The 14832-nt window shown below is 51.0% G+C and carries 13 protein-coding genes; 6 read left to right on the forward strand and 7 right to left on the reverse strand.

Translation table 11 applies throughout. The features are described 5' to 3' along the window. The first annotated feature begins 4 nt into the window (after positions 1-4). The 5 genes from eat to M0L20_RS21855 all read left to right on the forward strand — a co-directional run bounded on the left by eat (position 5) and on the right by M0L20_RS21855 (position 5304). Positions 5-1330 (forward strand): ethanolamine permease, encoded by a 1326-nt coding sequence (eat, locus tag M0L20_RS21835; protein ID WP_248479021.1) that lies wholly within the window; start codon positions 5-7, stop codon positions 1328-1330. A 36-nt stretch (positions 1331-1366) separates the two neighbouring features. After that, positions 1367-2749 carry an ethanolamine ammonia-lyase subunit EutB gene (locus tag M0L20_RS21840; protein ID WP_248479022.1) on the forward strand — a complete coding sequence of 461 codons (1383 nt, stop codon included), beginning with the start codon at positions 1367-1369 and terminating at the stop codon, positions 2747-2749. Continuing rightward, on the forward strand, positions 2746-3525 hold the full coding sequence (gene eutC, locus M0L20_RS21845) for an ethanolamine ammonia-lyase subunit EutC (RefSeq protein ID WP_232558722.1): 780 nt from the start codon (positions 2746-2748) through the stop codon (positions 3523-3525). Before M0L20_RS21840 ends, eutC begins: the two co-directional genes overlap by 4 nt. 67 nt (positions 3526-3592) lie before the next feature. Beyond that, positions 3593-4909, forward strand: coding sequence for a tRNA (N(6)-L-threonylcarbamoyladenosine(37)-C(2))-methylthiotransferase MtaB (mtaB, locus tag M0L20_RS21850; protein ID WP_248479023.1), 1317 nt, complete (start codon positions 3593-3595; stop codon positions 4907-4909). After that, on the forward strand, positions 4906-5304 hold the full coding sequence (locus M0L20_RS21855) for a VOC family protein (protein WP_248479024.1): 399 nt from the start codon (positions 4906-4908) through the stop codon (positions 5302-5304). Before mtaB ends, M0L20_RS21855 begins: the two co-directional genes overlap by 4 nt. Before the next feature lie 109 nt (positions 5305-5413). Here the strand turns inward: M0L20_RS21855 and M0L20_RS21860 are convergent, their stop codons facing one another. The 4 genes from M0L20_RS21860 to lpxK form a co-directional block, all read right to left on the reverse strand. Further along, complete coding sequence (locus tag M0L20_RS21860; protein WP_232558725.1) at positions 5414-6052, reverse strand: gluconate 2-dehydrogenase subunit 3 family protein; 639 nt, start codon at positions 6050-6052, stop codon at positions 5414-5416. A gap of 11 nt (positions 6053-6063) precedes the next feature. Next, positions 6064-7809 carry a GMC family oxidoreductase gene (locus M0L20_RS21865; protein WP_248479025.1) on the reverse strand — a complete coding sequence of 582 codons (1746 nt, stop codon included), beginning with the start codon at positions 7807-7809 and terminating at the stop codon, positions 6064-6066. Positions 7810-7902: 93 nt separating this feature from the next. Continuing rightward, complete coding sequence (locus tag M0L20_RS21870; RefSeq protein WP_248479026.1) at positions 7903-9897, reverse strand: putative porin; 1995 nt, start codon at positions 9895-9897, stop codon at positions 7903-7905. A 52-nt stretch (positions 9898-9949) separates the two neighbouring features. After that, positions 9950-11005, reverse strand: coding sequence for a tetraacyldisaccharide 4'-kinase (gene lpxK / locus M0L20_RS21875; protein WP_262923974.1), 1056 nt, complete (start codon positions 11003-11005; stop codon positions 9950-9952). 93 nt (positions 11006-11098) lie between these two features. Between lpxK and M0L20_RS21880 the strand changes: the two genes are divergently transcribed. Beyond that, positions 11099-12205 carry an o-succinylbenzoate synthase gene (locus M0L20_RS21880; RefSeq protein ID WP_248479030.1) on the forward strand — a complete coding sequence of 369 codons (1107 nt, stop codon included), beginning with the start codon at positions 11099-11101 and terminating at the stop codon, positions 12203-12205. 52 nt (positions 12206-12257) lie between these two features. On the opposite strand, the gene hemF is transcribed toward M0L20_RS21880, so the two are convergent. From hemF to M0L20_RS21895, 3 genes are all read right to left on the reverse strand, one after another. Next, positions 12258-13169, reverse strand: a complete 912-nt coding sequence (hemF, locus tag M0L20_RS21885; protein ID WP_248479032.1) for an oxygen-dependent coproporphyrinogen oxidase — start codon at positions 13167-13169, stop codon at positions 12258-12260. Between the two features lie 24 nt (positions 13170-13193). Next, positions 13194-13823: an AlbA family DNA-binding domain-containing protein gene (locus tag M0L20_RS21890; protein WP_248479034.1), complete on the reverse strand. Its 630-nt coding sequence runs from the start codon at positions 13821-13823 to the stop codon at positions 13194-13196. A gap of 352 nt (positions 13824-14175) precedes the next feature. Then, entirely contained in the window at positions 14176-14646 is a 471-nt protein-coding gene (locus M0L20_RS21895; RefSeq protein ID WP_232558732.1) for a hypothetical protein, read from the reverse strand. Between the last annotated feature and the right edge of the window lie 186 nt (positions 14647-14832).

Raw genomic sequence — 14832 nt, forward strand, 5'->3', positions numbered from 1 at the left:
TTCTATGACGAACGAACAACCTACCTTAAAGAAAGCCTTAAGACCGATTCACCTCTGGGCGATTGGCGTCGGATTGGTTATATCCGGGGAGTATTTTGGCTGGAATTACGGTTGGGGAGTTGCGGGTACGGTTGGGTTGCTGGTTGCAACCCTGCTGATCACCTTACTTTATTTCACATTTATTTTCAGTTTTACCGAGCTAACTACCTCTATTCCGAACGCAGGTGGGCCGTTTGCGTACGCGCTGAAAGCGTTCGGGCCGATGGGGGCGCTGGTTGCAGGATACGCCACGCTGATTGAGTTTCTATTCGCCACGCCTGCCATTGCACTTGCCCTCGGAAGCTATGTCCACTTTCTGTACCCGTCCGTTCCGGTTATCGCAACGTCAGTGAGTTCGTACATTCTGTTTACGCTGATCAACTTGCTCGGTATTAAGGAAGCAGCCTGGTTTTCGCTTATCATGACGTTGCTGGCGATTGCGGAACTCCTTTTGTTTATCGGTGTGGTTGCCCCTGATTTCAAATTGGACAACTTCCTGCACAATCCTATGCCTTTTGGCTGGTCAGGTGTTTTTGCGGCCCTTCCTTTTGCCATCTGGTTGTACGTATGTCTGGAAGGCGTCGCGATGGTAGCCGAAGAAGTCAAAAACGAAAAGAACGCCATTGCGAAAGGGTATATTTCGGCCCTGCTCACACTAACGATTCTGGCGCTGGCTGTGATGATTTGCGTCGGTGGTATTGCCGAATGGGAGAAACTAGCCTCGCTCGACTATCCGCTACCTGAATCGATTGGGATTGTACTAGGACGCGACAATCCACTGACCAAGCTATTTGCCAGCGTCGGTCTGTTTGGTCTTATCGCTTCGTTTCACGGTATTATTATTAGTTACTCCAGGCAGATTTTTGCGCTGGCCCGTAGCGGCTATTTACCGACGGTTTTAGCAACCGTTAGCGCTCGTCAACAGGTACCGTATTGGGCGTTGCTGCTGGGAGCCTTCTTCGGCATTGCGGCACTCTGTGTGCTCGATACCAGCAAACTCGTGATTCTGTCAACGATTGGGGCCGTGGTTGTGTACATAGTCAGTATGCTCGCCCTGTTTAAACTGCGCCGGAGCGATCCGACCCTCAACCGACCATTCAAAGCGCCGTTTTATCCGGTCTTTCCGGCGGTGGCGCTGCTGCTGGCCGGTATCGCTTTGGCGGCCATGATTTATTTCTACAGTTGGCTGAGTCTGCTGTTTTTTGTCGGGCTAGTCGTCATTGCGGGCTTGTTTTACGCTTCGGGTCGGTATGAGAAAAGCAAGCAGGAATGGCGCGTCGACGTGCCCTAAAATACGTTTTCTGAGTACATTACTAACGCAATAGGTATGCTGTATCACTGCACGATCCGGGGCTTCACCTATCGGTTCAAGAACTTAACCGAACTGCTGGCTAAAGCAAGTCCGTTGCGTTCGGGCGATACGCTGGCAGGACTAGCGGCTGAACGTTACGAAGAACGGGTGGCTGCTCAGTTGACGCTGGCCGATGTACCGCTACCTACCTTTCTGAACGAGGCCGTAATTCCGTACGAGTCCGACGAGGTAACCCGGCTGATTTTGGATACGCATGATGCCGACACTTTTTCATCGATCAGTCATTTCACCGTCGGCGATCTGCGCGACTGGCTACTGAGCGACGAGGCCGATACGACGGCACTTCGTCAACTGGCTCCCGGCCTAACCCCTGAGATGGTTTCGGCGGTCTCGAAACTCATGCGGAATCAGGATTTGATCTTGGTAGCGAAGAAATGTGAAGTCGTCACCCGCTTTCGAAATACGGTCGGTTTACGAGGGCACTTATCCGTTCGGCTGCAACCCAATCACCCCATCGATGACGCCAGGGGCATAGCCGCCAGTATGATCGACGGCTTGCTCTACGGCAGCGGTGACGCTATGATCGGCATCAATCCGGCCACCGACAGTCCGGCGGCAACGGCCCGTTTGCTGCACATGATCGACGGTATTCGCGAGCGTTTTTCCATACCAACCCAGAGTTGCGTGCTGAGTCACATAACAACCACTCTGCAACTGATTGAGCAGCAAGCTCCTGTCGATTTGGTGTTCCAGTCGATTGCCGGTACCGAAAAAGCGAATGCCAGTTTTGGTGTAAATCTTTCCTTGTTGCAGGAAGCCTACGAAGCCGGGCTTTCATTGAAACGCGGCACACTTGGTCAAAACCTGATGTATTTCGAAACGGGTCAGGGTAGCGCGTTATCGTCGGGTGCCCATCACGGCGTCGATCAGCAAACCTGCGAAGTACGCGCCTATGCCGTCGCCCGTCATTTCGATCCGTTTCTTGTCAACTCAGTCGTTGGCTTTATCGGTCCGGAATATTTGTTCGACGGAAAGCAGATCATCCGGGCAGGACTTGAAGATCATTTCTGCGGCAAACTCATGGGCTTACCGATGGGCATGGATATTTGCTACACCAATCACGCGCAGGCCGACCAGGACGATATGGATACGCTTCTGACCCTGCTTGGCGTAGCTGGCATCAACTTCATCATGGGCGTTCCGGGTGCCGACGATATCATGCTCAACTACCAGTCTACGTCGTTTCATGATGCGCTGTACCTGCGCCGGGTACTCGGTCTGCGACCAGCGCCCGAATTTGAAGAATGGATGCTTCGGCAAAACATTATGGATGCGCAGGGAAACCGCTTATCGACAAGCGCTCAGAAACAGTTCTACACGGAGTTGATCGAAGGATGAACGAACCAAAAAAACTACCTGACCAAACCGATGAGTGGCAGCGCCTGAAAGCCTACACAACGGCTCGTATCGCACTGGGCAGGACGGGTATATCCATCCCGCTCCGCGAATCCTTACAGTTTAAACTTGCTCATGCTCACGCCAAGGATGCGGTCTATTCCGGGTTAGCTATCAGCGGCTTACAAGATGCGCTACAAGACCTAAACGTACCCATTTGCCCTGTTCACAGCCGGGCCGAAAACCGCGATATTTACCTGCAACGGCCTGACCTCGGACGACTCTTATGCGACGAATCGGCTCAACTGCTTCAAAACCTGAACGCCCCGCCCGCTGATGTATGCCTAATTATTGCCGATGGGCTGTCGGCCAGCGCGGTGAATACCTACGCTCCGCCGGTTGTCAACATGCTGGTCGAAACGGCCCGGCAGGCTGGCTACACCCTCGCTCCTATCGTGCTGGTCGAACAAGGCCGCGTCGCTATTTCGGACGTCATCGGCCACCTGCTTGGCTCTCGCCTGGCGATCATCCTGATTGGAGAACGACCGGGCCTGAGTTCATTCGATAGTATGGGCGCTTATCTGACCTACGCGCCCCAACCGGGTCTTACGGATGAACGCCGGAACTGTCTTTCCAATATCCGCGATCAGGGATTACCGCCCGCCCTGGCTGTCAGCAAACTGATGTGGCTGATTGATTCGGCTTTTCGGCTGCAACTCACGGGTATAGCGCTGAAAGATACTGACGGTTCGGAAGCCGACCGTTTACCAATCGGGTGACATTCAGGCTTCGAAACGGAACCGACCCCGCCGTTTTTTTGTAATTTTGCGGGATACGTCATTTACTGTGAAAAAAGTCGCCTTTTATACACTTGGCTGTAAGCTGAATTTCTCCGAAACCTCGACCCTTGCCCGTTTGATGGAGCAGCAGGGTTACGAACGGGTGGAGTTTAACCAACAGCCGGATATCTTTATCATCAACACGTGCTCTGTGACAGACAATGCCGACAAGAAATGTCGGAAGATTGTCCGCGAAGCGCAAAAGATCAACCCCGACGGCTACGTGGCTATTCTGGGATGCTACGCTCAATTGAAGCCGAAAGAAATTTCGGAGATTCCGGGTGTAGATGCGGTGTTGGGAGCCGCCGAAAAATTCCGATTGCATGAACTGATGCCGACGTTCGAGAAAGTACCGACCGGTCAGCCTGCGCAGGTATTTAACTCGCCCATCGAAGAAGCCATCGATTACCACGCATCGTACTCGCTCAACGACCGGACCCGTACGTTTCTGAAAGTACAGGACGGTTGTGATTACCCCTGCGCCTACTGTACCATTCCACTGGCACGGGGCAAAAGCCGCTCTGACACGGTAGCGAACGTGGTAAAAGCCGCCCGCGAAATAGCCGGTAGAGGGGTCAAGGAAATTGTGCTGACGGGCGTAAACATCGGCGATTTTGGGTTAGTCAACGGTGAGCGGCAGGAAACGTTTTTCGAACTGGTCAAAGCCCTGGATGAAGTGGAAGGCATCGAGCGCTTTCGTATTTCGAGTATTGAGCCAAACCTGCTGACCGACGAGATTATTGCCTTTGTTGCTCAGTCGAAGCGGTTCGTCCCCCATTTTCACGTACCGCTGCAATCGGGCAGTAATCGCGTACTGGGCTTAATGCGCCGTCGCTACAAACGCGAGTTGTATGCCGACCGGGTACAGAAAATTAAGGAGTTGATGCCCCATGCCTGCATCGGTGTCGATGTAATCGTGGGCCACCCCGGCGAAACCGAGGAAGCGTTCAAAGAAACGTATCTGTTTTTGAACGAGCTGCCGGTATCATACCTGCACGTGTTTACCTATTCCGAACGGCCCAACACAACCGCCCTTTCGATCAAGCCTGTGGTTCCGGGTCACGTTCGGGCCGAGCGGTCAAAGATGCTGCACATTCTATCGGAAAAGAAACGGCGGGCGTTTTACGATTCGCAGGTGGGACGTGACGCGACTGTGTTATTCGAAGAAGACATAGCCGACGGTATGATGCAGGGGTTTACAGAAAACTACGTTCGTGTTGTGGCTAAATACGATCCGCTGCTTATCAACGAAACGCTACCCGTTCACCTCACCACCGTTAACGCCGATGGTCTGATGGAAGTCGCCGAAGTAACGTACGCATGAACCAGCGAATAGCGCATTTGACGCTCGTGGTCAATGACTACGACGAAGCCATTGACTTTTACACGCACAAGCTCAACTTTGATCTAATCGAAGATACCGCTCTGAGCGAAACGAAACGATGGGTTCTGGTGGCTCCCAAAGGACCTGCTGGCTGTTGTTTGCTACTGGCAAAGGCCGACAGCGAGGAGCAGAAAAGCCGTGTTGGCAATCAGACGGGGGGCCGCGTGTTTCTTTTCCTGTACACGGACAACTTCTGGCGCGACTATACCGCGATGCAACAGGCGGGTATTAACTTCTTGAGACCACCCGTCGAGCAACCCTACGGTACGGTTGCCGTTTTCGAGGATTTATACGGTAATCAGTGGGACTTACTGGAACCAAAGAATACGGATTAAAGCAAAAGAGACGGGCTTGAAAACTTCATCAAATTCATACGCCATATCTCCAAGATATGGCGTATGAATTTGATGAAGTTTTCAAGCCCGTCTTCGTAAAAAAGAACTTTTATTTGCCCTGCGTCAACTCGCGCTCTTCGTAGGCAAGACCATACTGTTTCAGCACCTCGTCAGGAACGCCATCCCACTGGTTTGGGACGTTACCCACGTAACCGATATCCTTGATGCCCATCTGGCTGGTGTAAAAACCCGTTGCCGTCAGGTTACGCATCATCGAGAAAAAGGCAGCACCCTGCGTCATGTCCGGCTTCACCTGCTTCGGATAAGCAATTTGTTCAACGAGGTCAATCTGCTGCGCTTTGGTACACAGCACAAACTGTTTGCCGTACCGTTTGACGCAGGTATTGTCCAGCCAGCGAATACCACCACGCATGGGGGTCTGGTTATTCGGCTGATCTTTCATCATAAATTCAATGAAAGCGGGTACGCCCGCCTGCGACGCACTTCCCGACCGCTCATCGGCAGGAATGATGATGTCGGACAACACCGTCACCGTCTGTAGTTCGTGGGGCGTAAAGAATTTTTCGGCGTTCAGCTTCGCGTCGCGTTCCGCTTCAAATTTCTGCCGGCCACCCGGAATCTTAAGTGGTTTAACGTCCGGTGGAGCGGGCACAGCGGCTTCCACGGGCGAAACTGCCAGACCGAATCCGGCAAGAGAAAAGGCTTTAAGGGTGTCTCTGCGTTTCATGGGTGAAAACGTTAAATGTTTTTCTTCTTGACCTGATCGATAAGGTACTCGGATGTGCGCATGGAACTGGCCAGGATGGTCCAGGTAACGTTCTTGTCACCCTGCGACGGGAACGCAGCGGCATCGACGACAAACAGATTTTTTACGTCGTGCGCCTGCTGGAAACTGTTGAGCGCCGATGTTTTTGGATCTTTCCCCATCCGGGCCGTACCCACTTCGTGGATAATTTTACCGGGTGCTTCCAGACCATAGCTGTTCTCAGGACCGGGTTTGTTACCGAGCGCGATACCACCCATCGAGTGAATAATTTCTTCGAAGGTATCCTGCATGTGCTTGGCCTGCTTGACTTCGTAATCGGACCACTTGTAGTTGAACCGAAGTACCGGGATACCGTATTTATCGACAACGTTCGGGTCGATTTCGCAGTAGTTGCTTTCGAGCGGGACGGGCTCACCACGACCGGCCATACCAACGTAGGCTCCGTAGAACCGGCGGTAGTCATCTTTCAGGCCGGCACCGTAGCCACCCGCTGGTTTCATTTTACCGTCGCGACCGGGAATCATGCCGTTGAGCGCTTCAACGCCCCAACCAAATCCGTAGGCAGGCATACCCATACCACCCCAGTATTCGATGTGGTAACCACGTGGGAAATCCAGTTTCTTGTTGTCAAGCCACCAGGGCGTAAAGACGTGCATACCGCCCACGCCATCTTCATTGTAACGTTTGCGGTCCATCAAGGCCGGAACAAACGCCGAACGCGATGCGCCCGTTGAGTCATTGATGTATCTACCAACAACACCGCTGGAGTTGGCAAGGCCAGTTGGGAAGCGGCTCGATTTAGAATTAAGCAGCAAGCGGGCTGTTTCGCCAGCACTGGCAGCCAGCACAACCGTTTTCGCCATGATTGACTTTTCCTGCAACGACAGCGTGTCCACGTAGCTCACGCCCGTCGCCAGACCCGTTGCCGGATCGGTCAGTACTTCGCGGACCATTGCTCCGTTGATCAGCGTCACGTTGCCCGTTTTCAGCGCCGGTTTAACCAATACGGACGACGACGAGAAATCGGCATACGCCTGACACGCCCGACCGCACTGGCTACAGTAAAAGCACTGCCCCCGTTCTTCATTGATCTGTTTGGTCAGGATCGACAGCCGCGATGGAATAACCGGAATACCAATGCTCCGCGCCCCTTTCCGAATCATCAGCTCGTGCAGACGAGGCTTAGGCGGGGGCAGGAAAATACCATCGGGTTCGGAAGGCATATTTTCGACCGAGCCGAAAACGCCAATCAATCGGTCAACCCGGTCATAGAAAGGTTTGATATCATCGTAGCCGATCGGCCAGTCTTCGCCAACACCGGTCATGCTTTTACGCCGAAAATCGTCGGGAGCAAACCGAAGCGAAATCCGACCCCAGTGGTTGGTACGTCCGCCCAGCATCCGGGAACGGAACCAGTGGAACTCGGTGCCTTTCGCCGTTGTATAGGGTTCACCTTCAATATCCCAACCGCCCCATGCGGCATCGAAATCACCGAACGCACGCGTCGTTCCAGCACCACGGCGGGGCGATTCCCAAGGCCATTTCAGTTGCGTAATGTACTTGGGATCAGCGGGGTCAAAGTAACCACCAGCTTCCAGCAACACGACTTTAGCCCCCGCTTTAGCGAGCGTATAGGCAGCCATGCCACCACCAGCACCGGAGCCGACTATAGCTACATCGTACTGAGCTGGGGCTTTTTTAATCTGAAAGGGGTCCATGCAAAAATGTTGAGGTTATTATGAGTACTCTAAAAAATAGCCTAAATATACACTATAAAGAGCAAAAATGGTGCTTGATACCCTTCTAATTGGTTAGTCGAATAAATACCAATCGACACCAAAAGCAAAACTTCGACGCATGGCCAGATAATCAGGGGCGACAAAGTAGCCGGGTTGAAATACTCCCTGGTTAGCGTGGGTAAGTTTTACGAACAAGCGGGTCCGGTTGACGCGTAGGTTGGCGAAAAGATCCGCTAACACGTATCCTTCTACTTTCTTTTCATTCTGAACATAAAACTGCTGCGTGACGGGCATGTACGCATCCGCGTAGTAGGGCGATTTGTAATGCAGATCCACTCCGATCTGAATGTACAGTACCTTGGCGTAAAGCAGTTCGTACTGGAACCGGGCATTCATAAAAAACGGAGGTGTCCGCAGTACATCTCTACGTGATTGAACCGTGTAGTACGCCTGACCCGACGCCAGAAACTTACCCACTTCGAAGTGGTATCCGAGTCCTGTTCGCAACACACTAAATGATCCGTTAAGCTGACGGACTACAGCCGCCGTATCGAAATAGATGTAGTTGCTAAGCAGGTAATAATCGATTCCGGGCTGTATCAGTAATTTTTTGTAACGAAGGTTAAGCTTGCCGTATGCGTGGTTGTAGCCCCTTAAATTAAAATTGTTTCGCCAGAAGAAAATATGACTTTGAAAGCGCTCCTGCAACAGCGTTGGATTCGCAAATATAGACGAGTAGCCAGCCGTCAAGTACTTGCTCTCAAACTGCCCCTGCAACCGATAACCTCCGCCAACCTGATACTCGGCCTCCGCCGTTACCTGCGACAGACTGTCCGGGAAATAATAGCCTAGCCACCCACCCAGAAACGTTTCGGTTCGACGGGTTTCGTATTCATTTTCGTTCGCCCCCGATGTATTGTAGCGTGTGTATTGCCCATAAATCCGGTTGCGGAGGTAAGCCCGGTAATTGAACGCCGATCCACGACGGTCGTAGATTCCTTTCAGCCCAAACTGGTTTTCGACCAACCGAAACCGGGCATCCTGATAAATCGTGGATGTATCACCTAGAATAGTGGGGTAGAACGCATAATTGGCCTGCAAGTACTCATCGTGGTACGAGTTCTTGTGGCGATTGTAGTCGAGCCGCTGGTAGATCTGGAACCCTTGATCGAGAACATACTGGTGGTATATGTGCCAGTCGTTGCGAATTTCGTTGCCGCGAGGCCCGAGAGCGGATGACGTAGCGGACGCCGAACCGTTCGTTAAAAGCGCATCACCCGTGTAAGCGTAGTCGTTCCGGCTTCCGTCAAGATTTGTTCCAGGCAATACTCCCCCCTGCTCTTCGACGCTATGGTTCATGTTGATGAAGTGCGCGAGCAGGGTGTATTTTTCGTTTTTAGACTGGTAGTTGGTATGCCCCAGAAAACCCCAGTTCTGGGCCAGTAGTTTCGTTGGATCGTTAGCGCCACTGGTTCCAAATTGCTTCTGCGACGTAAATCGCTGGGCGTTGAATCCTACGTTCCAGCGGGGGGTTATGTTCTGCGCAAAATCGAATCGGAGAATGTTTTGGTTACGCCCGCCCAAAGCCAGATACATATCGGTAAATGGCGACTTGGTATTGAAATATTTCACCTGCATGGTCTGGTACGCATAAGGCGAAAAAACGGAATAGCCCGTTTGCGCACCGAGTTGCTGCGGTACCGGCACAAACACGTTTCGCATCGGCGTCCCCAGATTACCTAAATCCTGGTAAAGATTTTGCGCCCGCTGGACGTACAAAAACCGGTGCGCGTCATCCATGGTCGTATCCATGGTGTAGAGCTTCTTCCGGTTATTAAAAATATCGTCTTCCAGTATGTAGCGGGTCGTCTTGGGTCCGTAGATAACCCGGGTTGAGTCGTCGATACCGCCGAAGCTACCACCAGTAGCGCTTCCCGGACTTGTTGTTTGCCCAAACCCACCCTGGCCAAATCCGCCCGGCAATTGCGTTGCACCCGGAAACTGCTGCGCCCGACCAATGACAGCCAGCCCTATCAAAAAGAACAGAAAAAGTACGCTTCGATTCATTAAGTCAAAAGTACGCCAAAACCGCCGGATGGCCGGAACGGAAGTCCCTCGGTTAAGGATTTTTAAGGAGAATATTTTTTAGAATGTCGTCAAATTCGGCTTCATAACCGGATAAGAACGCCATTTCAACGGGCAAATAATATAAAGGTAGCCGAAGTCGTTCCTCGTCGGTTAGCAACGCGTCGATCTTCACCCAGTCTTTTTCGGTTGTCAGCAACCCATCGACAGCACTTAAGGATTGAGTCAGCCGATCAAGTTCGGCACGGGTATACGCATGGTGGTCGCCAAAACGATGATGTTTCTCCATCGAAAATACCTGCCGAACGTACGTTTCTAGCGGAGTTGCGTTGGCTAGACCGGAAACGAGCACGACTGATGACAGTTTGTCGGTAGCCTTATGCGTAGCGAACGATGTAGGCTGGCCGTATTGCAACCGGGAAAAAAGGACTGGCGTCTTCGGACGGGTGTATCGCAGAATAGCCCTTCTGATAGTCTCCTGTTCGTCTTTGGAAAGGGTATCGGGGCATTTAGTAACGATCACGACATCGGCCCGCCGAGCTCCGTGCCGACGTTCGCGCAGACGCCCCGCCGGAAACGGATGATCGGTGTAAAACAACCGGTTGTAATCCGTCAGCAGCACGTTCAGTTGTGGCTGTACGGCCCGGTGCTGAAACGCATCATCAAGCAGAATTCGCTTTGTTTCGGGATACTGGGCCAAAATTTGCTGAATGGCATCAGCTCGGCGCTCGCCCACAAACACACGCACCCAACGGGCAAACTTTCGATACAGTTGCAGAGGTTCGTCACCGATGGTTTCGGCGGTGTCCTGGTTAGTAGCTTCCCGAAATTCTTTGGTACGACGACCGTACCCCCGGCTTAACGTAACCGATTCGAAGTGATTATTCGCGTCTTTTGGTAGGTGCCGTTTAATCAAATATTCGATCATGGGTGTTTTGCCCGTGCCGCCAACGGTCAAATTCCCCACGGCGATAACGCAGGAATCCGCTTCAAAACTGCTGTATAATTTACTATCGTACAACCAATTACGGGCATCCGTAATCAATCCGTAAATACTACTAAAAGGTAAGAGAGGTAAGTTGGCGGCCAATTGCTTCGCTAATAATTTCGTAACATTGCCTTTATTGAGCAGTCAAAAGTAGTACTTTTAGGCTTGTGAACCCCCGCCATACCGTACGGTACAATGAGTCTAAAAACCGACTACCTGAAATACATTCTGCATTTTCGCTTTGAAGCGGGTACGTCGCGTGGTATTCTTACGGAAAAAACATCCTACATCATTCGCTTATTTGACGACGAGAATCCGGCGGTTGTCGGCTATGGCGAATGCGGCCCACTGAAAGGACTAAGCTACGACGACCGGGCTGATTTTGAGGAACAATTGGCTCAAAACTGTCAGGAGTTCAATAATCTGGATTTGCAGCTCTTTAGCTGGAACGTTCCCATTGTACTCAACCAGCTCATCAGTCCTCAGTTTCCGAGCATTTTATTTGGTTTCGAAACGGCCATGCTCGATTTTTTATCGGGCGGTCAACACGTTATTCTCGAAAACGAGTTTGCCAGCGGCCATCGTTCATTACCCATCAATGGCTTAATCTGGATGGGCAGTCCGGAGTTTATGCGGCAGCAGATTGAAGACAAACTGCGGGCCGGATACACGACCCTCAAGCTGAAAATTGGCGCTATCGATTTTGAGCAGGAATGTGATCTGCTGGCAATGATCCGCGAACGCTTCACGCCCGAGCAGATTACGTTGCGGGTAGATGCCAACGGCGCGTTTAAGCCCGAAGAAGCCATGAACAAGCTCGAACGGCTGGCTACTTACGCGCTTCATTCGATCGAGCAACCCATTCGAGCGGGTCAGCCCGACTTAATGGCTGATCTCTGCCAACATTCTCCCCTGGCGATTGCCCTTGACGAAGAACTGATCGGCCAGATGGAGTATGTTCACAAGTTTCGGTTGCTGAAAAAGATTCAGCCGCAGTACATTATCCTCAAGCCGACCCTACTGGGGGGTATGCGCCATTGCGACGAATGGATCGAACTGGCCGGACGACTCAATATTGGCTGGTGGATAACGTCGGCGCTCGAATCCAACATTGGTCTGAACGCCATCGCTCAGTACACGGCGCAGTTCAAGAACCTTATTCCACAGGGACTGGGTACGGGACAACTGTATCACAACAACGTCGATAGTCCGCTAACGATCGAACAGGGGTATTTGCGGTACGATTCATCCAAACCCTGGGACTTCGCTCAATTGGCCAGCAGCAGTATCCAATCACGGTAAAGCGTCGCAATCTTTTTAGACTGTTCGTTCTTGCTGTGATCCGATTAAAGGGCTAGACCCAATCAACTCCTTTCCGCAGCAAGCTCAGCGTACGTTCTTCTTGGCTGCCTGGTTCGGGTCTGAAATCATACGTCCAGTTGGCCTGTGGTGGCATACTCATCAGGATAGATTCTGTACGGCCATTCGTTTCGAGGCCAAATTTAGTCCCCCGGTCCCAGACCAGATTGAACTCGACGTAGCGGCCCCGACGTAGCAACTGCCACTGTTTTTCGCGCTCACCAAATGGCAGGTCACGATTCTGACGCATGAAGTGGGTATAGATGGGAGCAAACGCATTGCCGACATCCTGAACAAAGGCAAACAATTCAGCTTTGTGGCTTGCATCGGCCGGTTTCAGGTAATCGAAGAAAATGCCGCCAACTCCGCGTGTTTCCTGCCGATGCGGAATAAAAAAGTAATCGTCGGCCCAGGTTTTAAACTTAGGGTGATAAGCTGGATCATGTCGGTCACAGACGGCTTTCAGGTGTGCATGAAACCAGCGCGCGTCTTCGTCAACAACGTAATGGGGCGTTAAGTCAATACCTCCACCGAACCAGCTCTGCCCGGTACTCATTTCAAAATAGCGCACATTCATGTGGATGATGGGCACCATCGGATTTAGTGGATGTAGCACAATTGAAACGCCCGTCGCGTAAAATTCGGCAGGCTCGGTCAGGTTCAGCGAGCGTAACGTCGCTTCGGTAGCGGCACCCTGAACCGCCGAAAAGCCGACGCCCCCTTTTTCAATGACAGCTCCGTCGGCTATTGTACGCGAACGGCCTCCGCCACCACCGGGCCGCTCCCAGGCATCTTCGCGAAACTGACCCATGCCGTCCGCATCCGCCAGCGCCTGACAGATACGGTCCTGTAGATCCGTAAAAAATGCAGTAATTGTTTCTCGGGTAATCAGTTGTTCCGACGTCATAGTAAACGCAAAGATACGACAGGATTATTCGGCAAGCTTCAGCGCAAAACGTACAGGTCGGGATTTGTCGATCATAATCAGCAATCCCTGTTCGGCGAGCTGACGTAATAATTTACCCGCCCGATAATCCGAAATGTTGATCAATTTGGCGAATCGGTCAGCCGTGATGTCGTCATTTTTGCGGAGATACTGAATCAACGTCCGGGCAGTAGGCGATTTAAGCAAATCTGGGGTTTCTGCCGTTTCCTGGGTGATGATCAATTTATTCGTCGGAACCGATTTATCCTTTGCCCGGACATAAATTGTTCGTTGCCCTGACTCATTGATCGCGTAATGGGGCTTTTCGTCGCTTTCGGCAACGCGCACCACCAAAACAATCCGTCCGTCAGGGCGCAGCACCTCATAACTCACCGTCAGCCCAGGCTCGATAAGCCGATCAGAAGCTTCTTCTATTTTGTAAACTTCTCTTATTTCAGAAGGTACGCCAACTATTTTCCCATCATCAGCAATTCCAATCAACAACGTGCCACCCGATGTATTGGCGAAGGCAGCCAACGTCCGGGCAATGCGGTAGGCCGACGATAAGGATCGTTTGAATTCTAAGCGCGTGTTTTCGCCTTGTGCAATAAGATCGTCGAGATCATTCCGAGTCATAACTAACTAACAAAAGGATCGGGCATATGGCTATACGGATCGAGACTTTTGCGTAAATATAGTTATCCTAACGAATCAAATGTTCTCGTTTAAACGCGCCGGATTACTTTACCGGCTCTTTATGTAATTCTGAAATGAGGATATGGACTTAGCACCACGGCCAGATTTAGGAAGCAGATTTTATGGGCTAAGATGGATTAGTAACGCTATGAATTCTATTCGTTATACTCGCATCTATGTTCTCAGCAATTGATTGACTTTCTCTTTATCTACTTACTTCTCTGACGCCTAACCTTTTTGGGATTTTATACTCCCCCGCAAACAATTACTGGCTACGGGGGAATACTCTTATTTATTCTTCACTGGCTTTAGGCTTACGGCCACGTGGCTTGCCGGTATAAGCAGGCTTGGGAGCCTGATCTTCTAATTGTAGCTCATACCCAACTACGCCTTCTTCGTAATCAAATGGCTTAACGGTGAAAACATATTTTGAATTCGAGTAATCGATTCCACCTTTCTGCAAAATAATCGGCAGGGAAATGCTATAACTTTTTGCCGCTTTTTCCAGCTCAAACGTTCCTTCCTGCTCATCGGTAACCGGAATTACGTATAGTGATTTTATTTTTCGCTTTCCTTCCTGAGTTCCGATTCTAAACTGAGCGGTTTCAGGATCGAAATCTAATTGCGATATGGATTTGGCGGGAAAAACAAGTTTACCGGCGGTTGATATATATCCCGTTACTGGTGCTACTTTTTTTGCTTTTTTCTCTTTAGGCGTACTATTTTCCTGGGGCGAGAAGAACCTAATTTGGGCTGCTTTCATGAAGATTTCTTGTTTAACATGGTCCTACTAGAACTCAAGCGCGAATATACAGTTCACAATTATATAAAAAATATAGGCTAGGATCAATTTGCCGTTTTATTTACATGAACAGAGCGCTACACATCGAATTAAGTGCAGTTATTTTTACACAGTACAAATAACAAAAAAAGCATTTTCACTAATTCA

The organism is Spirosoma liriopis, from assembly GCF_023196085.1.
Classification (GTDB): Bacteria; Bacteroidota; Bacteroidia; order Cytophagales; family Spirosomataceae; genus Spirosoma; species Spirosoma oryzicola.